A 20,513-nucleotide genomic window follows, 5' to 3' on the forward strand; every position below is an offset into this window, starting at 1 on the left:
TGCCGCAGTGTTGCGCCACCCGCGGGTGCCGGCGTACGGCTATGACCTGCGCAAACGGCGGGGCGGCGGAAAGATCCGCCACCCCGCCGTCAGCCGCCGTCCCGAGATGCGGACTAGCGGGTGCCCACGATGCGGCCGGTGACCTCGCCGAGGCCGACGCGGGTGCCGTCGGCGCCCGGCGCCCACGCGGTGAGGGTGACGGTGTCCCCGTCCTCCAGGAAGGTGCGCTTGCCGTCGGCGAGCTCGATGGCGTCGCGGCCGTTCCAGGTGAGCTCCAGCAGCGAGCCGCGCTGGTCGGTCTCCGGGCCGCTGACGGTGCCCGAGCCGTACACGTCGCCGGTGCGCAGGGAGGCGCCGTTGACGGTCATGTGGGCGAGCTGCTGGGCGGCGGTCCAGTACATCGAGGCGAACGGCGGCCGGGCCACCTCCTGCCCGTTGATGGACACGGTGATGCGCAGGTCGAAGCCGCCGGGGCGGTCGGCGCCGGAGTCCTCGAGGTAGGGCAGGAGCGGGAAGTCCCGCGCGGGCGGGGCGACCCGGGCCGCGTCCAGGGCCTCCAGCGGGGTGACCCAGGCGGAGACGGAGGTGGCGAAGGACTTGCCGAGGAAGGGGCCGAGCGGCACGTACTCCCAGGCCTGGATGTCGCGCGCGGACCAGTCGTTGAGCAGGAACAGCCCGAAGACGTGCTCCTCGAAGTCGCAGAGGGCCACCGGACGGCCCTGCTCCGAGGGAGTGCCGACGACGAAGCCGACCTCGGCCTCGATGTCGAGCTTCACGGACGGCCCGAAGACGGGCGCCGGGTCGGCGGGCGCCTTGCGCTGGCCGGAGGGCCGTACGACGTCGGTCCCGGACACGACGATCGTCCCGGCGCGGCCGTGGTAACCGATGGGCAGGTGCTTCCAGTTGGGGGTCAGTGCGTCCCCGTCCGGCCGGAACATCCTGCCGACGTTCGTCGCGTGGTGCTCGCTCGCGTAGAAGTCGACGTAGTCGGCGACCTCGTACGGGAGGTGCAGGACGGCCTCCTCCAGCGGCAGCAGGTGCGGCTCCACGGAGGGGCGGTGGCCGGGGTCGGTGACCCAGGCGGTCAGCGCGCGCCGTACGTCCTTCCAGGCGGTGCGGCCCGCGGCGAGCAGCGGATTGAGCGAGGGCTGCCCGAGCAGTCCGGCGTACGGGGATCCGAGCGCGGCCGCGGCCGCCCCGGCGTCGAGCACGTACCCGCCGATGCGGACACCGATCCGGCGCCGCTCCTCCCCGGCGGTGGAGAACACGCCGTAGGGGAGGTTGTGCGGCCCGAACGGGTCGCCCTCGGGCACATCGAGGGGGCTCTGCTGGGGCATGGGGTGCTGCCTCGCTTTCGACGCGGCCCGGGGGTGTCCCGGGAGCTGCTTGACAGGTTAAGGGGCTGGTGGGGCGTGCGGGAGGCCGGATTCGGGCACTATTTGTAAGATTTGTCCGGGGAGGTCCGTATCCTTGGACGCGTGACTTCCGCCCTCCCCTATGCACTCGTGGCCACCGACCTGGACGGGACTCTGCTGCGCGCCGGAGACACCGTCTCGGCCCGCTCCCACACGGCCCTCGCCACCGCCCGCGCGGCCGGCGCCCGGCACATCATCGTGACGGGCCGCCCCGTCCCGCAGGTCCGCCACGTCCTGGACGGCCTCGGCTACACGGGACTCGCGGTGTGCGGGCAGGGAGCGCAGGTCTACGACGCGGCGGCCGGACGGATGCTGCACTCCGTCCCCCTGGACCGGGAGCTGGCCGAAGTCGCCCTCGGGAAGATCGAGGCGGAGGTCGGCGAGGTCTGGGCGGCGGTCAACCAGGAGGGCGTCGACGCGGAGATGCTGATGGGTCCGGGCTACCGGATGTTCCACCCCCACCTGCCGACGGTGTCGGTGGCCCGGCGCGCCGACCTCTGGACCTCCCCCATCAACAAGGTCCTGCTCCAGCACCCCCGCCTCTCCGACGACGAGCTGACGGAGATCGCCCGGGGCGTGGTCGGGGACCTGGTCAACGTCACGATGGCGGGGGAGCACACGGTCGAACTCCAGCCCCCGGGCATCGACAAGGCGAGCGGCCTCGCGGTGGCGGCGGAACTCCTGGACGTCGCCGGCTCGTCCACGATCGCCTTCGGCGACATGCCGAACGACATCCCGATGTTCGCGTGGGCGGCCCACGGGGTCGCGATGGCGGGCGCCCACCGGGAGCTTCTGGCCGTCGCGGACGAGGTCACCCTCTCGAACGAGGAGGACGGCATCGCGGTGGTACTGGAGCGGCTGTTCCCGGCCTAGCCCGGCCTGGCCCGGCGGCGCTAGACCGCCGCGCGCGGCAGCCTCCGCTCCCACGTGCGGTGGAACAGCACCTCGTCGCCCTCGCGGCACACCACCTCGTTCGACGTCAGGAAGCCGCCCTCGTCGCACGTGATGTCCGAGCGGGTCACCACCGAGACGTCCCAGCCCAGCTCCGGCCGGTGCAGTCGTACCGTCCAGGTGGAGTGGGTCCGGGCCGACAAGGGGTCCGCCTCCTGGATCTCGTAGACCTCCAGCGCGTCCTCGCTGAACTCCAGGCCGTCGGGGTAGACACGGGTCCCGCCGTAGCGGGGGTCGACCTCCAGGCGCCACACACCGCGCGCGACGTCCCGTACGACCAGCCGTTCCGGCCGGGGGGCGTCCAGGGTCGCCGGGTAGGAGACCCCCAGGGGCTCCGACTGTTCCGGGGCCTCGAAGAGGATCGGCTCCTCGTCCGAGGACGGGTCGCGGACCGGGAGTTCCACCGCGCTGCCCGCCGGGTCCAGGGTCCAGCCCGCCTCCGAGCCGGCGCGCGGCCAGATCCACGGCCAGTAGGCCGAGGAGAGGGCCAGGCGGATGCGGTGGCCGGGCGGGAAGGAGTGGCCGATGCCGTTCAGCTCGAAGTGCACGTCCTCGTACGAGCCCACCGGCCATGGCACCGCCTTGTCCCGGCCCTGCCGGGAGGACAGGTTCAGCACGCCCCTCGTGACCAGCGTCGAGGAGCCGTCGGGGGCCACGTCGCAGAGCCGGGCCACGACCTGGCCGTACGGGACGTCCATGCGCAGGCGCAGCCTGACGACCGGGCGGCCCAGGATCTCCACCGGGCCGGAGCCGTCACCCACCGGGAACTCGAAGCAGGCCGACTTCGCGTCCTCCTCGCGCTGGTCGGGCGGCAGGTCGGCGTCGTTGCCGAAGGGGAAGAAGCGGCCCGCGTCCAGGCCGGTGTGCTGCGGGGAGGCCACGACGACCGGCGCGCCCTGGAAGGCGTAGGTGACGGGGTCGACGTTCGGGGAGGGCCAGGACGGGTCGCCGACCCAGCGGCCCGGCAGGGTCGGGTAGGTGGTCGCGGGCGGGTGGGACTCGGAGATCCAGGAGCGGAGGAGGGGCTCGGACATGACGCCGGTGTCCTTGCCCTTGAGCCAGTGGTCCCACCAGCGCAGGGTCTCCTGGAGGAAGCCGATCGCCGGGCCGGGCGGCAGTCCCCGGTCGGGGTACTGGTGCGACCACGGGCCGATCAGGCCCCGGACCCGGTCGGCGGGCAGGGCCGAGACCAGGCGGAGCACGGTGTCGCGGTACGGGTCGTGCCAGCCGCCGACGGCGAGGACGGCCGCGCCGATGGCCCCGTAGTCCTCGCACACCGATCCGTGGCGCCAGTACGCGTCGCGGGTCTGGTGGGAGAGCCAGGTGTGGACGAGGGGTTCCACCGCGCCGAGGCGCGACAGCCACTGGTCGCGCCAGCCCTCGCCCGCGTAGAGCGGGTCCGGCGGGCGGGAGGCGAAGGCCAGCATGGTGGCCGCCCACGCGTGCATGTCGACGGCGAGGAGGGAGCCGCCCATGTAGTGGACGTCGTTGTCGAAGCGGTCGTCCGTGGAGCAGACCGTCACGATCGCCTTGAGGGGTTCCGGGGCCAGCGCAGCGATCTGCAGGCTGTTGAAGCCGCCCCAGGAGATCCCGAACATGCCCACGGACCCCGTGCACCAGGGCTGGGCCGCCAGCCATTCGACGACCGCGACGCCGTCGGCGAGCTCCTGGGCGTCGTACTCGTCGCCCGGGTCGCCGCCGCTGTTGCCGTGGCCGCGCACGTCGACGCGTACGGAGGCGTAGCCGTGGCCCGCGTACCAGGGGTGGCGCTGCCAGTCGCGCGGCGCGGTCCAGTCGGTGAGGCGGTACGGGAGGTACTCCAGCAGCGCCGGGACGGGCTCGTCGGTGACCGGCCGCCAGATGCGGGCGTACAGCTCGGTGCGGTCCGGGAGGGGGATCCGGACGTCCTCGTGCTTGGTCCCGTAGGGGAAATCGGTACGGATGATCATCGAACTCTCTCGCCCATCTCCTCGGAAGGATCGGTGGACAACCGGCGTCAGTGAACGGGGTGCATCGTGCGCTTGAGCCACGGCGCGAGCGCGATCACGGCGAGTCCCACCGCGACGGCGATGGCGCCGTTGACGCCGAAGTAGGCGGGGTTGGAGACCTGGCCGTAGAGCTTGACCACCTGCGCCTGGATGCCGTTGGCCAGGGCGAGGGAGAGGAACCACAGGGCCATCGTCTGGCTGGCGAAGGCCTTCGGGGCGAGCTTCGTGGTGGCCGACATGCCGGAGGTCTCCAACAGGATGTCGCCGAGGCCGAGCAGCAGGTAGGAGCCGATGATCCACCAGGCGGCCATCTTGTACGTGTCGCCCGAGTGCCCCGAGGTCGGGATGACCATCAGGAGGAAGGACAGGCCGCCCAGGATCACGCCGATGGCGATCTTGTTGGAGGCGTGCGGCTGCTTGTGGCCCATCCGGACCCACAGCGCGGCGACGACCGGGGCCAGCAGCACCTCGAACGCGCCGAGCGCGGAGGCGTACCAGCCGGCCGGGAAGGTGAAGCCGAGGATCTCGGTGCGGGCGTTCGTCGACGCCAGCAGCATCATCGTCGAGTACGCCTGGAAGAGGATGAAGTTGAAGGCCACCGAGGCCAGGAAGAGCACCACGTACGGGCGCAGGCGCCCCCGTTCGGCGGCCGTCACCCGGTCGCTGCGGAACATGATCGCGAAGTACACGATCGGCGCGATCACCGAGATCAGGGTGAGCAGGTCGACGAACCGGTCCATCGTCAGCCAGCCCAGTACGGCCAGAAGGGTGGCGAGCGCGGCGAAGAGCAGGATTCCGCCGATGATCTTCATCACAGCCGAGCGCATCGCGTCGGGCGCGAGCGCGAACTCGGCGGAGTGCTTGCGTCCCGCCAGGTGGCGGCGGCCGGCCACGTACTGGATCAGGCCCGCGGTCATGCCGATCGCGGCGGCCGAGAAGCCCCAGTGCCAGCCCTGGTGCTCGCCGAGCCAGGCGGTGATCAGGGGGCCGGCGAAGGCGCCGATGTTGATGCCCATGTAGTACAGGGCGAAGCCGGCGTCGCGCCGGTCGTCGTCCGTCTTGTACAGCTTGCCGACCATGCTGGCCACGTTCGGCTTCAGCAGGCCGGTCCCGGCGCTGATCAGGCCGAGGCCCACCCAGGTCATGGCGGCGGTGGGCACGGCCATGGCGTAGTGGCCGCAGGCGATCAGGATGCCGCCCCAGAGCACGGCGCGGTAGGAACCGAGGATCCGGTCGGCGAGCCACCCGCCGGCGACGGAGACGAGGTAGACCATGGTCCCGTAGGCCGCCGAGACGGAGGCCGCGGTGCCCGGGTTCATCCCCAGGCCGCCGTTGGCCACCGTGTCCGCGAAGTAGAGGACGAGGATGGCCTGCATGCCCAGGAACGAGAAGCGCTCCCAGACCTCCAGCCCGGAGAGCGTGGCCAGTCCCCTGGGATGCCCGAGGAAGGCGTGGTCGTCGCCGGGCGGCGGCTGGTCGGCCTCCGGGTCGGAAGGCTCGTCTATATCGGTAGAAGTTCTGGACAAAACGCATTCTCCGGTTTTTTCGGCTGCTCTAGAACATACCGGGGCGCATGGGGCGCCGCCCGGCCGGTGCGCGGCCCGTGGCCGGACAGGCGCCCTGGGTGATCGAAAACAGACCCGATACGCTGGCTTGAGTGATGGCAGCGACACATCGACAATCCGTGTGATCGTCAAGGTGATCGTCAGCAGACAGGAGTACCCCTCGTGACCGTCGTCGGGCCGTTCGGACTGAGCGTGCGGGACCAGGCTCTTGAGACCGATGTCCAGGCCGGACTGGCCGCCGTCGAGGCGGGTCTGCTGGAAGCCACCAAGAGCGAAGTCCCCTTCATCACCGAGGCCGCACAGCACCTGGTCCGCGCCGGCGGCAAGCGGTTCCGGCCGCTGCTGGTGATGCTCGCCTCCCGGTTCGGCGATCCCTACGCGCCCGGGATCGTCCCCGCCGCCGTGGTCGTGGAGCTCACCCACCTGGCGACGCTCTACCACGACGACGTCATGGACGAGGCGGACGTGCGCCGCGGCGTGGAGAGCTCCAACGCCCGCTGGGGCAACTCCGTGGCCGTCCTGACGGGTGACTTCCTGTTCGCCCGCGCCTCGCACATCCTGGCGGACCTCGGCCCCGAGGCCGTACGGGTCCAGGCCGAGGCGTTCGAGCGGCTGGTGACGGGCCAGATCCTGGAAACGGCCGGCCCGCGCGACGGCCGCGACCCCGTCGAGCACTACCTCGACGTCATCGCCGGCAAGACCGGCTCGCTGATCGCGGTCTCCGGCCGCTTCGGCGCGATGATGTCCGGCGCCGACGAGTCGGTCGTCGACATCCTGACCCAGTACGGCGAGCGGCTCGGCACCGCCTTCCAGCTCGCCGACGACGTCCTCGACATCGCCTCCGACTCGCACGAGTCCGGCAAGACCCCCGGCACCGACCTGCGCGAGGGCATCCCGACGCTGCCCGTCCTGCGGCTGCGGGAGATGGCGGCCCAGGGCGGCGACCCCGACGACCTGGAGCTCGTACGGCTCCTGGACGGCGACCTGACGGACGATGTCCGGCACGCCGAGGTGCTCGCCCGGCTGCGGGTCCACCCGGCCCTGGAACAGGCCCGCAAGGACACCGTGCGGTACGCGGAGGAGGCGCGGGCCACGCTGGCCCCGCTGCCCGACTGCTTCGCGAAGTCGGCGCTGGTGGAGCTCTGCGACGCCGTGGTCCACCGCGCGGGCTGACCGGCCGAAGGCGGGACCGCATACACCGAATCGGGGCCGAGGGCCCGGCAACCCCTACGGGTGGGGGAGGCCGGGCCCTCGTCTTGTCATCCCTGGGGCGTACGCACAGTTGGCTCCGGGGGCTGACGCCCCGACCCCCTCTTCTTTGGTCAGATGGAGACACATCCCCACCAGATCGGGTGAGAGTGGCGGCGAGGGGTGGACGTGGTCGCACTTGTCGACCGCATGCGAGACGGGTAGGTCGCCGCCTACACACAGAGGTAGGGCAGACAGACATGGCAACGAACGCAAAGACCCGCAAGGCCGCTCGGTACGCCGTACCGGTCGCGGTGTTCGGTGTGGTCGCCGGCACGATCGCGATGGTTCCGGCCTTCGCGAACGCCGGCGGACCGGACCTTCCGAAGGTGACGGCCCAGCAGCTCATCGAGAAGATCGCGGCCTCGGACGTGCAGCAGCTGTCCGGCAGCGCCAAGATCAGCACGGACCTGGGTCTGCCGAGCCTTCCGGCCGGCCTGCTGGGCGGCGGTGGCGGCGTGACCGGCGGCTCCGCGGACCCGCAGGACAAGCTCGCCCAGCTGGTGAGCGGCACCCACACCTTCCGCGTGGCCGCCGACGGCCCGGACCGCCAGAAGCTCACCTTCGTCGACGGGAAGGACGAGTACAGCCTCGTCCACAACGGCGACGACGTCTGGGGGTACGACTCCAAGTCGAAGGAGGTCTTCCACGAGAAGGCACCCACCGACAAGGGGGACAAGGGTGACAAGGGCGACAAGAGCTCCGAGCGCAAGACCGGCGAGGGCCTCCCGGGCACCCCGCAGGAGATCGCCCAGGAGGTGCTGGAGGCCGCCGGACCGACCACCGACGTCACCGTCGGCGACACGGCCCAGGTGGCCGGGCGCGACGCCTACCAGCTGGTCCTGAAGCCGAAGGGCAGCGGTTCGACCGTCGCCTCGGTGAAGATCGCGGTGGACGCGAAGAACGGCATGCCGCTGCGCGTGCAGCTGCTCTCCACCGACGGCGGCAAGCCGATCGTGGACGCCGGCTTCACCAAGGTGGACTTCGCCAAGCCCGCCGCCGACACCTTCGCCTTCACCCCGCCCAAGGACGCCAAGGTGACCGAGGGCGCGGCGGGCGAGCACGGCAAGGCCGGCAAGGACGGCGAGCACGGCAAGGACAAGGGCCTGGACGTGCTGGAGGCCATTCCGGGCCTGGGCGGCCTGACCGGCGGCGCCGGGGGCGCCCAGGGCGAGCCGAAGGTCCTCGGCGAGGGCTGGACCTCGATCGCCCGGATCGAGACCGGCGCGAAAAACACCCTCAAGGGCCTCGACGACGCGGCGAAGGACGAGAACGCGCCCAAGGGCGCCTCGCAGTTCCTCGACGCGCTCGGGGAGAAGGTCTCCGGGAAGTTCGGCGAGGGCCGCGTCCTGAAGACCCGCGTGGTCAACGCTCTGATCACGGACGACGGCAAGGTCTACGTCGGCGCGGTCACCAAGGCCGAGCTGGTGAAGGCGGCCGACGCCGACAAGTAGGCGATACCGGCACCCAAGGGTGGGCGGGGACTGTGTCCCTGCCCACCCTTGGGCCGTTCCGGCCCTGTGTACAGCGGCCCCGCTGTACCGTGAAAAGCATGTCGAGACACGTCACCATCCGCCTGGAAGAAGAGTTCCACGAACGCCTGAAGGCGCGTGCGGCGGCCCTGGGCACGACGGTCACCGCGCTGATCACCGAAGTCACGGAACGCGAACTCGACGAGGATCGGAAGAACTTCCTGTCCGGGATAGAGGAGTTCGCCGACCACTGGGGCTACTTCCAGGAGCGGTTCGGGCATTGAAGATCACCATGGAGTGGGCCTGGACCGCTCTGGCCCACCATCTCCCGTCCGATCCCGCCGTGTGGGATCCCTCCGGAGTGGCCGCCGCCGTGGCCCGCCACCAGAACGACCTCGTCCTGGTCCCCGAACAGCCCGCCCCGGACACCGCGTGGCGGGCCGCCGCGTTTCTGCACACCCTCGCCGTGTGCCCGGCGCTGGAATCCCCGATGAACGAGTTCTACGCCGCCGCCGCCACCCGCTCGTACCTGCGGGTCGCCGGGGCCAAGCAGCTGCCCTCGCCGGAGGAACTCGGCGATCTGGTGGAGGCCGCGAAGCTGGGCCACGCCGATGTCGCGGCGGTCGCGGAGGAACTGCGGGCCCGGATCCAGGAGCCGCTGTCGGCCTCGCTACGGGGCCTCGCGCAGGACTCGTAGGACACGCAGCACCAGCGGGGCCCCGAGCCTCCGGGCGGCCGGGGCGAGCGGGGCGGCAATGAGCTCCGGCATGATCCGATCGGATCACGCCGGAGCCCAAGAGGACTAGATCAGTTGGGCTAGAAGGTGATCTTCCAGCTGTTGATGTAGCCGACGTCCTGCGCGGCCACGTCCTTGACCTGGAGCTTCCACACGCCGTTGGCGACCTCGGAGGAGGCGTTGACCGTGACGGACTTGACGATGTTGTCCGCGCTGCCGCCGGTGCGGTTGTGCAGGTTGTACAGGGTGCCGTCGGGGGCGACCAGGTCGACCACCAGGTCACCGATGTAGGGGTGGACGATGTTCACGTCGACCTTGGTGGTGGCCGGGGCGTTGCCCGTCACGCCGGAGACCGTGATCGGCGAGTTCACCGCGGCGGCCGGGGAGTCCGGGACGGAGACGTCCGCCGTGTTCTCGAAGGACGGGCCCGGCGGGACCGGGACGGCGAACCCGAGGTTCCAGATCGCGTAGGCGATGGCGTCGGAATTGCGGTCCAGGGCGGTGTCGTTGATGTTCGCCGTGGTGTCGCAGGAGGAGTGGTAGCAGCGGTCGAAGGCCTGACCGGAGGTGCCGCCCCACTTCGTCGCCTGCGCCGCCGTCTTGCTGTTGCTGGCGCCGGTGAACAGGCCGCCCACGGGGATGCCGACGTTCTTGAAGGACGCGTGATCGGAGCGGCCGTCGCCCTCGGTCTCGATCTCGGTCGGGACGCCGAGGCCCGCGTAGTAGTTCTTGAAGGTCTGCTCGATCGTCGGGTCGTCGTCGTAGACGAAGTAGCCCGGGTTCGGCGAGCCGATCATGTCGAAGTTCAGGTACCCGGCGAACTTCGCCCGCTCGGCGGTCGGCAGATTGGTGACGTAGTACTTCGACCCGACCAGGCCCAGCTCCTCCGCGCCCCACCAGCCGAAGCGCAGGTGCTTCGTGGGCGTGAGGCCGGCCCGGGAGACGGCGAGCGCGGTCTCCAGGACGGCCGCGCTGCCGGAGCCGTTGTCGTTGATGCCCGCGCCGGAGGTCACCGAGTCGAGGTGGGCGCCGGACATCAGGACCGAGTTGGGGTCGCCGCCCGGCCAGTCGGCGATCAGGTTGTAGCCGGTGGCGCCGCTGGAGGTGAAGGTCTGCAGGGTGGTCGTGAATCCGGCCGCGTCCAGCTTGGCCTTCACGTAGTCGATCGAGGCCTTGTAACCGGCCCTGCCGTGGGCGCGGTTGCCGCCGTTGGCGGTGGCTATCGACTGCAACTGGGTCAGGTGCGCCTTGACGTTGGCGAGCGGGATGTCGGGCGGCGTGGGCGCCGCGGCGACCGAGGTCGGCGAGGCGAGCGCGGCGGGGGCGGTGGCGGCGAACAGGCCGGCGACCGCGAGGGCGGTCACGGTGGCGAGGCGCCGGGAGACGGACAGGCTCATGTGGGGGCTCCGGGATTCCGTACTGGGGATGTGTGCGGAAACGTGCGGGGTAGAACAAGTGAGCAGCGTGCGTCAGTGCGAGCCTGATGGTCAGCGAGAGCATGACACTGCGTCAAGACCTGAATCCGGTCAGACCCGTTCGGAAAGCGGACGGAGCCGCCCGCAGGGCTGCGACGGGAGCACACTGGGGGGATGAATGTGAACGAAGAGACCCGTGCGGCGGTCGTCGAGGCGCAGTGGCTCGGCACCCGGCGGGCGTGGACGGACCGCCTGGAGCGCCTGGAGCACCTCGGTCCGAAGGTCTGGCACCTCGGCACCATCGCGGTGCTGGAGGCGGCCCACGAGCACCCGCTCCTGCGGCAGCTGTACCCGTACACGAGTCATTGCCATGTGCACTTCAGCAGCACGACCCGCTTCCCCTACGAGGTGGCGCTCCCCTTCGTGATCCCGCTGGCCGACGGGCGGTTCCGCGTGGTGCGGCGCGCCCCCTTCGGCGAGGTCGGCGAGGTCGCCTCGGCCGGGGAGGCCGTCGCCCTGGTGGCCGCGCACGCACCGCCCCGCCTCCGGCTCGCCACGACGGGGCTGCCGATGGAGGGGTAGGGGCGGGGGCGTGGAGGGGGTGGACATGCGGACGGGCGCGTCCGAAGACGCGCCCGTCGATGCTCCGAGTGGTGTTACGCGGTCTCGCGCGCCGGGGCCGGAAGGGTGTTCGGGAGGGCGCTGGGAAGGGGCGCCGACAGGGCCTCCAGGCGCCGGGCCCGGGAGCGGCGAGCGGTGCGCAGGGCGTCCCAGGTGAGGATCGAGAGGGCGACCCAGACCAGGGAGAAGCCGGCCCAGCGCGCGGGCGGCATGGCCTCGTGGAAGTACAGGACGCCGAGCCCGAACTGGAAGACCGGGGCCATGTACTGGAGCAGTCCGAGGGTGGACAGCGGGACCCGGATCGCGGCCGCGCCGAAGCAGATCAGCGGGATCGCGGTGACCAGCCCGGCCGAGGCCAGCAGGGCGGCGTGCCCCGGGCCCTGGGCGGTGAAGGTGGACTCGCCGCGCGAGCCGAGCCACAGCAGGTAGCCGAGGGCGGGCAGGAACATGATCACGGTCTCGGCGGTCAGCGACTCCAGGCCGCCCATGCCGAGCTGCTTCTTGATCAGCCCGTACAGGGCGAAGGAGAAGGCCAGGATCAGCGAGATCCACGGCGGCCGCCCGTACCCGACGGCGAGGACCAGCACGGCGGCGACGGCGATCCCGACCGCCGCCCACTGCGTGCGGCGCAGGCGCTCGCCGAGGACCAGGACGCCGAGCGCGATGGTGACCAGGGGGTTGATGAAGTAGCCGAGGCTCGCCTCGACGACCGCGCCGTTGTTGACCGCCCAGATGTAGACGCCCCAGTTCACGGTGACCAGGGCGGCGGCCACCCCCGTGAGGGCGAGCTTGCGCGGCTGGCGCAGCAGTTGCGCCATCCATCCCCAGCGCCGCAGGGCCAGCAGCGCCAGACCGACCACGGCCAGGGACCACACCATGCGGTGGGCGAGGATCTCGATCGCTCCGGCGGGCTGGAGGAGCGGCCAGAAGAGGGGCACGATCCCCCACATTCCGTACGAGGCGAAGCCGTAGAGCAACCCCGTGCGCTGGTCGTTCTCTGCCTTCACGGGACCTCCAGAGCTACTTCAAGCCAACCTGACGACGGTAGCGCCGCCCGCCCCGAAAGTCATTAGCGTTCGACGAGATGCTCATGACACCTGGGCGGCCTCCGGGCGGCCGGAACACGACGAAGCCCGGACCCTCCCGCGGGGTCCGGGCTCCGGCGGCGTGCGCAGGACGGTTCAGCCGACGACGGTCCAGGTGTCGTTCCCGCTCAGCAGCGCGCCCAGGTCGCCCTTGCCGCTGCGGTCCACGGCCGTCTCCAGCTGGTCGGCCATGAGCGTGTCGTAGACGGGCCGGCGCACGTTGCGGAACACCCCGATGGGCGTCCGGTGCAGCGTGTCGGGGTCGGCCAGCCGGGACAGCGCGAACGCGTTCGTCGGGGAGGCCGAGGAGGCGTCGTGGACCAGGATCCGGGATTCGTTCTCGGGGGTCACGGTCACGACCTCCAGATCGCCGGTGGCCACGTCGCGCACGACCCCCTTGGCGTTGTCCACGCCGAAGCGGATCGGCTGCCCCTGCTCCAGGCGGATCACGGCCTCCTGGGCCTGCTCGTGGTCCTTGAGGACCTCGAAGGCGCCGTCGTTGAAGATGTTGCAGTTCTGGTAGATCTCCACCAGCGCCGTGCCCTCGTGGGCGGCCGCCGCGCGCAGCACCTCGGTGAGGTGCTTGCGGTCGGAGTCGACCGTACGGGCCACGAAGGAGGCCTCCGCGCCGATCGCCAGCGAGACCGGGTTGAAGGGCGCGTCGAGCGAGCCCATCGGGGTCGACTTGGTGATCTTGCCGACCTCGGAGGTGGGGGAGTACTGCCCCTTGGTCAGCCCGTAGATCCGGTTGTTGAACAGCAGGATCTTGAGGTTGACGTTCCGCCGCAGGGCGTGGATCAGGTGGTTTCCGCCGATGGAGAGCGCGTCCCCGTCACCGGTGACGACCCAGACCGACAGGTCGCGGCGCGAGGTGGCCAGCCCGGTGGCGATGGCCGGGGCGCGGCCGTGGATCGAGTGCATCCCGTACGTGTCCATGTAGTACGGGAAGCGCGAGGAGCAGCCGATGCCCGAGACGAAGACGATGTTCTCCTTCGCCAGCCCCAGCTCCGGCATGAAGCCCTGGACGGCCGCGAGCACCGCGTAGTCGCCGCAGCCGGGGCACCAGCGGACCTCCTGGTCCGACTTGAAGTCCTTCATCGACTGCTTGGCGACCGCTTTGGGCACCAGCGAGAGCAGGGAGGGGCTGTCGGTCACCTCAGTCATTGATGGCCTCCTTGAGATGGTTGGCGAGCTGCTCGGCCTTGAACGGCATGCCGTTCACCTGGTTGTACGACGACGCGTCGACCAGGTACTTCGCCCTCAGGAGGGTCGCGAGCTGCCCGAGGTTCATCTCCGGCACCACTACCTTGTCGTAACGCTTCAGGACCTCGCCCAGATTCCTCGGGAAGGGGTTGAGGTGGCGCAGGTGGGCCTGCGCGATGGAGATCCCGGCGATCCGCAGCCGGCGTACGGCGGCCGTGATCGGCCCGTACGTCGAGCCCCAGCCGATGACCAGGGTCCGCGCGCCGTCCGGGTCGTCGACCTCCAGGTCGGGGACCCGGATGCCGTCGATCTTGGCCTGGCGGGTGCGGACCATGAACTCGTGGTTGGCCGGGTCGTACGAGATGTTGCCCGTGCCGTCCTGCTTCTCGATGCCGCCGATCCGGTGCTCCAGCCCCGGCGTGCCCGGGACCGCCCAGGGGCGGGCCAGGGTCTGCGGATCGCGCTTGTACGGCCAGAAGACCTCGGTGCCGTCCGCGAGCTCGTGGTTGGGGCCGGCGGCGAACTGCACCTTCAGGTCCGGCAGGTCCGCCACGTCCGGGATCCGCCAGGGCTCGGAGCCGTTGGCGAGGTACCCGTCGGAGAGCAGGAACACCGGGGTCCGGTAGGTGAGCGCGATCCGGGCCGCGTCCAGCGCGGCGTCGAAGCAGTCCGCCGGGGTGCGCGGGGCCACGATCGGAACCGGCGCCTCGCCGTTGCGCCCGTACATGGCCTGCAGCAGGTCGGCCTGCTCCGTCTTGGTCGGGAGACCGGTGGAGGGGCCGCCGCGCTGGATGTCCACGATCAGCAGCGGCAGCTCCAGGGAGACCGCGAGCCCGATCGTCTCGGACTTGAGCGCGACGCCCGGGCCGGAGGTGGTGGTCACGGCGAGCGCGCCGCCGAAGGCCGCGCCCAGCGCCGCGCCGATGCCGGCGATCTCGTCCTCGGCCTGGAAGGTGCGCACGCCGAAGTTCTTGTGCTTCGACAGCTCGTGCAGGATGTCCGAGGCCGGGGTGATCGGGTACGAGCCCAGGTAGATCGGCAGATCGGCCTGCTGACCTGCGGCGATGAGCCCGTAGGACAGGGCGAGGTTCCCGGAGATGTTGCGGTAGGTGCCGGTCGGGAAGGCGCGGGTGGCCGGGGCCACCTCGTAGGAGACGGCGAAGTCCTCGGTGGTCTCGCCGAAGTTCCAGCCCGCCCGGAAGGCGGCGACGTTCGCCTCCGCGATCTGCGGCTTCTTCGCGAACTTCTGCCGCAGGAACTTCTCGGTGCCCTCGGTGGGCCGGTGGTACATCCAGGACAGCAGCCCCAGCGCGAACATGTTCTTGCTGCGCTCGGCCTCCTTGCGGGAGAGCCCGAACTCCTTCAGCGCCTCGACGGTGAGGGTGGTCAGCGGCACCGGGTGGACGTTGTAGGCGTCCAGCGAGCCGTCCTCCAGCGGGGAGGTCTCGTAGCCGACCTTGGCCATCGGGCGCTTGGTGAACTCGTCCGTGTTGACGATGATCTCCGCGCCGCGCGGCACGTCCGCGATGTTCGCCTTCAGCGCCGCCGGGTTCATCGCCACCAGGACGTTCGGGGCGTCGCCCGGCGTCAGGATGTCGTGGTCGGCGAAGTGCAGCTGGAAGGACGACACGCCGGGGAGGGTGCCGGCGGGCGCCCTGATCTCGGCCGGGAAGTTCGGCAGCGTCGAGAGGTCGTTGCCGAAGGAGGCGGTCTCGGAGGTGAAACGGTCACCGGTGAGCTGCATGCCGTCACCGGAGTCACCCGCGAAGCGAATGATCACCCGATCGAGTCGGCGCACTTCCTTCGTCCCGGCGTGCGCGGTGTCGCCGGCGTTCTTGGCGCCCGCGGTGTCCCCGGCGTTCTTGGCGTCTCCACCTTGGCCTTCGTGGCCCGTGCGGCCCGTGTGGCCTGCTGGTTCGCCGTTTGATTCGCCGTTTGGTTCGCCGTTCGGGCCCGGGGGCGTCCGCTGCTCGCCGACGACTGCGCCTTCGGCCCCGTCGGACTGTTCGGCTGGGCTACTGACCTGGCTGGTCACTGAACTGGACCTCCTTCGAGGCGTGAGCACTGCCCAAGTTCCACCCTACGTCCGTAGGGATCGCTTCCCCGGGCTGCTCATTTTCTGGACCGCCCCTTCGGCGGTCTGTCCGAATCCGGCCTTGCCTGACAGAGTGTCAGTTGATCAAGATCTTAGGTAGGTGAGAACGGCCAGCACGCGCCGGTGATCCCCGTCACTGGGTGACAGGCCCAGCTTCATGAAGATGTTGCTGACGTGCTTCTCCACCGCGCCGTCGCTCACCACCAGCTGCTTGGCGACCGCGGAATTGGTCCGCCCCTCGGCCATCAGCCCGAGCACCTCGCGCTCGCGCGGGGTCAGCCCCGCCAGCACGTCCTGCTTTCGGCTGCGGCCGAGCAGCTGCGCCACGACCTCCGGGTCCAGGGCGGTGCCGCCCCGGGCCACGCGGACGACGGCGTCGAGGAACTCGCGCACATCGGCCACCCGGTCCTTCAGCAGGTACCCCACCCCGGTACTGGACCCGGCCAGCAGTTCGGTGGCGTACTGCTCCTCCACGTACTGCGACAGCACGAGCACACCTATGCCGGGGTGATCGCGCCGCAGCCGTACGGCCGCCCGTACGCCCTCGTCGGTGTGCGTCGGCGGCATCCGCACATCCGCCACCACCACGTCCGGCAGCGCGTTCTCAGCCGCCAGCTCCGCCACCGTCTTGATCAGGGCTTCCGCGTCCCCCACGCCTGCGACGACGTCATGCCCCCGGTCGGTCAGCAACCGGGTCAGGCCCTCACGCAGCAGCACTGAATCCTCGGCGATGACCACCCGCACCCTGTCTTCCACGACTTTGCCGCTCCCGCGTCCACTCATGCCCCGTGTTCCCTGACTCAGCCAAGCATCCCAGTCTTGAGCCCGGATACAGTCGGAGCGCGATCAACGCGTACCCCCGGACCGGCTGTTTTCGGCCCTGGGAGGCCCTCTGCGCCACCCACTCCCCAAAGTCAGGGCTTTGGCCCCCGCTCCCGACGGGCCGAAGGGCACCTGGTGGGACGGACGGGGGACGGACGGGGGACGGACGCGGGGCGAGGGACGGCACGCACCCGCACGGACACCCCCTGCGGGGCATCCGTGCGGGTGACTCTTACCGGCTTCTTCGCGCAGTGGCCTCGGACCCGCGGAGGGGGCCTCAGACGGCTCGCCAGGGGAGTTCGGCGGTGACGGTCGTGCCGCCACCGGCGGGGGAGTCCACGACGAGCAGCCCGTCCACGGCGTCGAGCCGCTCGGCCAGCCCCGCCAGTCCCGAACCGGCCACGGCGTCGGCCCCGCCGACACCGTCGTCGGCGACCTGGATGAGCAGCCGCTCGCCGGACTTCCACACGTCGACCCCGGCCGTACGGGCCCCCGCGTGCTTGCTGACGTTCTGCAACAGCTCCGACACCGTGAAGTACGCGATCCCCTCGATCGCCGCCGCCGGCCGAGAGGGCAGCTCCACGGCCACCCGTACCGGCACCGCGCACCGCGAGGCCACCGAGGACAGGGCCGCGTCCAGCCCCCGGTCGGTCAGCACCGCGGGGTGGATCCCGCGGGCCAGGTCCCGCAGCTCCTGGAGGGCGATCTTCACCTCTCCGTGCGCCTCGTCCACCATGCGGGCGGCGACCCGCGGGTCCTCCGTCAGCTTCTCCTTCGCCAGCCCCAGGTCCATGGCCAGCGCCACCAGCCGGGCCTGCGCCCCGTCGTGCAGATCGCGCTCGATGCGCCGCAGATCGGCCGCGGCGGTGTCCACCATGACTCCGCGGTCGGACTCCAGCTCGCTGACCCGGTGCGCGAGCCGCGACGGCCCGAGCAGTCCGCAGACGAGCACCCGGTCCACGGTGGTCAGGGCACGCACCACCCAGGGGGTGGCGAGGGTGAGGGCGAGGCCGGTCGCGCAGGTCGCCGCGATCGCGAGCGGGGAGTCCAGGTAGAAGGAGTAGTCGTCGTTCTGGAAGACCTGCAGCCCCGGCTGATCGGTGAAGGCCGGGAACACCCAGAACCAGAGCGGGTAGAGCAGCATGGCCCAGCCGTAGGCCCAGAACGTCAGGGCCACGCAGAACGCGAACACCGCCCACGGGAAGTGGATCACCGAGTACAGCACGTGCCGCCAGGCGCTCCCGCTCTTGAGCAGAGCCCCCATCCGGGCGATCGCGCCGCCCTTCTCCGCCCGGATCGGCGCGGGTTCGGCGACGTCGTGCCCGAGCATCCCGCGGACCCGGGCCCGCTCCACGCGCCCGAACCCGCGGCACATGGCCAGCACCCCCGCCAGCACCGGGACCCCGAGGAAGGTGACGAGCAGTCCGGCGCCGAGGCTGACGCCGGTGATGGCGAGCGAGAAGTACAGGGTGCTCAGCGGCAGCCCGAGCATCAGGTACCCGAACTCCCGCCAGGTCCGCCCCTCGAAGGGAGCCCGCACCACCCTGCCGATACCGCTGCCACTGTGTGCGCCGCTACCCATATCGCCGACCCGCCCTTCATCCACTGTGTCCCCCAACCCTCCCGCGACCCCCTCACGGGAACCATCCGGCAGGTCGGCCTCTCCCCCGGGGGGTTAACCCCACCCCACTCGAGGCCACGCCCGACCCCAGAGCCCACGCCCTCCAGCCCGGGGCCCTGGCCGGGCTCGGCCATGGTCCTGCTTGGGAGCTGCGCCCCGGGGCCACAGCCCGGGCCCGCCTCGGTCCGGCGCGGGGTTGCGCCCCGGCGCCCTGGCGGGGCCCGCCGCGGTCATGCTCGGGGTTGCGCCCCGGGGCCCGCCGCGGTCCTGCTCGGGGTTGCGCCCCCGGGCCCTGGCCGGGGCCCGCCGCGGTCCGGCTCGGGGTTCCGCCCTGGCCCTGGCGTCTCCCGCTCGGGGGCCCGCCCCCGGGGCTCGCCCAGGGTCAGGCCCAGGGTCCTGGCCGGAGTCCCGCTAAGGGGCCTGACCCAGGGCCGATCCGGGTCCGGGCCGGTCCGGCGGCCACGGCTAGCGGAGCCGCCGGCCGGAGGCCGAGCCCGAATCCCCTACCCGCCCTTCGCCCGTTCCCTGGGCTCCGCCCAGACCCGCGCCTCAAACGCCGGCGGGGCTGGATCGCCCTGCAGGGTGATCCAGCCCCAACGACCGCACACGCAGACGAGCGCAGCCAAACCAAGCCCCTACGGCCCGCACGTACAGAGCGGCGCAGCCCAACCCAGGCCCTGAGCCCCGCACGTACAGAGCGGCGCAGCCAAACCCCCAGGCGCTAAGCCCCGCAGGTGCAGCGGACGCTGCCAAATCCCAGGCCCTACGGCCCGCAGGTGCAGCGGACGCTGCCAAATCCCAGGCCCTACGGCCCGCAGGTGCGAACGGGCGCTGCCCATATCCAGCCCCGCCGGCGTTTGAGGCGCGGGGGTCCGGGGGCCGGCCCCCGGGGACGGCGCCGCACCCGCCCACGTACGGCGGGCGACAGCACACCCGGCCCCGCCGACGCGCGCGACGCGGGCGGGAGGACGGCCGGGCTATCGAGAAGACCGCTCCCGCCACGGCAGCTCCGCCGTGACCACGGTCCCCTGTCCCTCGGGCGACTCCACCACCAGCACGCCGTCGACCGCGCCGAGCCGCTCACCCAGCCCCGCCAGCCCGGACCCGGCGGCCGCATCCGCGCCGCCCCGCCCGTCGTCCGACACCCGGATCAGCAGCCGCCCGTCGGCGGAGCCACCCGTGCGCCACACCTCGACCTCCGCACACCGCGCCCCCGGCCCCGCGTGCTTGCTCACGTTCTGCAGCAGCTCCGAGACCACGAAGTACGCGATCCCCTCGATCGCCTCCGCCGGCCGCGCCGGCAGATCCACCGCCACCTTCACGGGGACCAGGCACCGCGAGGCCACCGAGGACAGGGCCGCGTCCAGTCCCCGGTCGGTCAGCACCGCCGGGTGGATCCCGCGCGCGAGGTCCCGCAGCTCCTGGAGGGCGATCTTCACTTCCCCGTGCGCCTCGTCCACCATCGCCGCCGCCCCCTCGGGGTCCTCCAGCAGCTTCTCCTTCGCCAGGCCCAGCCCCATCGCCAGCGCCACCAGCCGGGCCTGCGCCCCGTCGTGCAGGTCCCGCTCGATGCGCCGCAGGTCCGCCGCCGCCGTGTCGACCACGACACCGCGGTCGGACTCCAGCTCGGCGATGCGCCGCTCCAGTTCATCGGAGGGCGACAGCAGGCCTCGTACCATCGCCCGGTCCACGTTCGCGAGCCCGCGGACCACCCACGGCAGCACCGGCCACAGCACGAAGAGCCCGGTCAGCGCCACCGTGAAGGTGGCCACCGCCCACGGCAGCCGGATCAGCTCGAACAGCACGGTCCGCCACGCCACCGGGTCCTTGAGGCTCGCCCACAGCCAGGGGAAGAACCCGCCGGACCGGCCCGGCCCGGGCATCGGCGTCGGCTCGTCGACCCGTACGCCCAAGAGGTCGCGGGCCCGCGCCCGTTCCAGCCGTCCCAACTGGCGAGACACGAACAGACCGCATGCGAGCAGCGGAAGACCGATCGCCGTCACCGACAGACCGCCCGCGGTCGCCACCATCACCACCGTGAAGACGAACCCGATGAGGGCGGCGGGCAAATTGCTCAACAGGTAAGCGATTTCCTTCCACGTCACGGCATCGAAGGGTGCGCGGACGGGAGGAGGAGCGCCGTCGTCGGGGGTGTGCTTGCTCGCGGTCATGCGCCCACCCTGCCAAGCTCGCGGCCGCCGTGCCATGGGGTAGCCGGGCCGAGGTAAACGGGGGATAACCCCACCCCGCGGAGCCCAGGCCCTAGACTCCCGTCC

General features: G+C 71.4%; 16 protein-coding genes. 6 read left to right on the forward strand and 10 right to left on the reverse strand.

Annotated features, from left to right (window positions below; all coding sequences use genetic code 11):
- Positions 1 to 113 precede the first annotated feature (113 nt).
- Positions 114 to 1,337 carry a fumarylacetoacetase gene (gene fahA, locus OG247_RS25495; RefSeq protein ID WP_327254433.1) on the reverse strand — a complete coding sequence of 408 codons (1,224 nt, stop codon included), beginning with the start codon at positions 1,335 to 1,337 and terminating at the stop codon, positions 114 to 116.
- Between the two features lie 141 nt (positions 1,338 to 1,478).
- Between fahA and OG247_RS25500 the strand changes: the two genes are divergently transcribed.
- Positions 1,479 to 2,288 (forward strand): HAD family hydrolase, encoded by an 810-nt coding sequence (locus OG247_RS25500; RefSeq protein WP_327254434.1) that lies wholly within the window; start codon positions 1,479 to 1,481, stop codon positions 2,286 to 2,288.
- A 20-nt stretch (positions 2,289 to 2,308) separates the two neighbouring features.
- On the opposite strand, the gene OG247_RS25505 is transcribed toward OG247_RS25500, so the two are convergent.
- Both OG247_RS25505 and OG247_RS25510 read right to left on the reverse strand, forming a co-directional pair.
- A complete protein-coding gene (locus tag OG247_RS25505; protein ID WP_327254435.1) occupies positions 2,309 to 4,315 on the reverse strand; it encodes a CocE/NonD family hydrolase in 2,007 nt (668 codons plus the stop codon).
- Between the two features lie 47 nt (positions 4,316 to 4,362).
- Positions 4,363 to 5,880: a peptide MFS transporter gene (locus OG247_RS25510; protein WP_327254436.1), complete on the reverse strand. Its 1,518-nt coding sequence runs from the start codon at positions 5,878 to 5,880 to the stop codon at positions 4,363 to 4,365.
- Between the two features lie 201 nt (positions 5,881 to 6,081).
- Here OG247_RS25510 and OG247_RS25515 point away from each other — a divergent pair, with 201 nt between their 5' ends.
- The 4 genes from OG247_RS25515 to OG247_RS25530 all read left to right on the forward strand — a co-directional run bounded on the left by OG247_RS25515 (position 6,082) and on the right by OG247_RS25530 (position 9,336).
- Positions 6,082 to 7,092 (forward strand): polyprenyl synthetase family protein, encoded by a 1,011-nt coding sequence (locus OG247_RS25515; protein WP_327254437.1) that lies wholly within the window; start codon positions 6,082 to 6,084, stop codon positions 7,090 to 7,092.
- Positions 7,093 to 7,367: 275 nt separating this feature from the next.
- Positions 7,368 to 8,621, forward strand: a complete 1,254-nt coding sequence (locus tag OG247_RS25520; RefSeq protein WP_327254438.1) for a LolA family protein — start codon at positions 7,368 to 7,370, stop codon at positions 8,619 to 8,621.
- A 98-nt stretch (positions 8,622 to 8,719) separates the two neighbouring features.
- Positions 8,720 to 8,923: a ribbon-helix-helix domain-containing protein gene (locus OG247_RS25525; RefSeq protein WP_239516343.1), complete on the forward strand. Its 204-nt coding sequence runs from the start codon at positions 8,720 to 8,722 to the stop codon at positions 8,921 to 8,923.
- A complete protein-coding gene (locus OG247_RS25530; RefSeq protein WP_327254439.1) occupies positions 8,920 to 9,336 on the forward strand; it encodes a hypothetical protein in 417 nt (138 codons plus the stop codon). The genes OG247_RS25525 and OG247_RS25530 overlap by 4 nt, the downstream gene beginning before the upstream one ends.
- Before the next feature lie 119 nt (positions 9,337 to 9,455).
- Here OG247_RS25530 and OG247_RS25535 read toward each other — a convergent pair whose 3' ends face one another.
- Positions 9,456 to 10,772 carry a M28 family metallopeptidase gene (locus tag OG247_RS25535; protein WP_327254440.1) on the reverse strand — a complete coding sequence of 439 codons (1,317 nt, stop codon included), beginning with the start codon at positions 10,770 to 10,772 and terminating at the stop codon, positions 9,456 to 9,458.
- 192 nt (positions 10,773 to 10,964) lie between these two features.
- On the opposite strand from OG247_RS25535, the gene OG247_RS25540 reads away from it, so the two are divergent.
- Entirely contained in the window at positions 10,965 to 11,372 is a 408-nt protein-coding gene (locus tag OG247_RS25540; RefSeq protein ID WP_327254441.1) for a DUF6193 family natural product biosynthesis protein, read from the forward strand.
- Positions 11,373 to 11,446: 74 nt separating this feature from the next.
- Here OG247_RS25540 and rarD read toward each other — a convergent pair whose 3' ends face one another.
- From rarD to OG247_RS25570, 6 genes are all read right to left on the reverse strand, one after another.
- Positions 11,447 to 12,418: an EamA family transporter RarD gene (gene rarD / locus OG247_RS25545; protein WP_327254442.1), complete on the reverse strand. Its 972-nt coding sequence runs from the start codon at positions 12,416 to 12,418 to the stop codon at positions 11,447 to 11,449.
- A gap of 174 nt (positions 12,419 to 12,592) precedes the next feature.
- Positions 12,593 to 13,660 carry a 2-oxoacid:ferredoxin oxidoreductase subunit beta gene (locus OG247_RS25550; protein WP_327254443.1) on the reverse strand — a complete coding sequence of 356 codons (1,068 nt, stop codon included), beginning with the start codon at positions 13,658 to 13,660 and terminating at the stop codon, positions 12,593 to 12,595.
- Positions 13,653 to 15,734 carry a 2-oxoacid:acceptor oxidoreductase subunit alpha gene (locus tag OG247_RS25555; RefSeq protein ID WP_442813398.1) on the reverse strand — a complete coding sequence of 694 codons (2,082 nt, stop codon included), beginning with the start codon at positions 15,732 to 15,734 and terminating at the stop codon, positions 13,653 to 13,655. The genes OG247_RS25550 and OG247_RS25555 overlap by 8 nt, the downstream gene beginning before the upstream one ends.
- Before the next feature lie 144 nt (positions 15,735 to 15,878).
- Positions 15,879 to 16,538: a response regulator transcription factor gene (locus OG247_RS25560; RefSeq protein WP_308313410.1), complete on the reverse strand. Its 660-nt coding sequence runs from the start codon at positions 16,536 to 16,538 to the stop codon at positions 15,879 to 15,881.
- Positions 16,539 to 16,893: 355 nt separating this feature from the next.
- Positions 16,894 to 18,198 carry a sensor histidine kinase gene (locus OG247_RS25565; RefSeq protein ID WP_327254444.1) on the reverse strand — a complete coding sequence of 435 codons (1,305 nt, stop codon included), beginning with the start codon at positions 18,196 to 18,198 and terminating at the stop codon, positions 16,894 to 16,896.
- 1,016 nt (positions 18,199 to 19,214) lie between these two features.
- Entirely contained in the window at positions 19,215 to 20,408 is a 1,194-nt protein-coding gene (locus tag OG247_RS25570; protein ID WP_327254445.1) for a sensor histidine kinase, read from the reverse strand.
- Positions 20,409 to 20,513: the final 105 nt, after the last annotated feature.

Source organism: Streptomyces sp. NBC_01244 (assembly GCF_035987325.1).
In the GTDB taxonomy this organism is placed as follows: Bacteria; Actinomycetota; Actinomycetes; order Streptomycetales; family Streptomycetaceae; genus Streptomyces.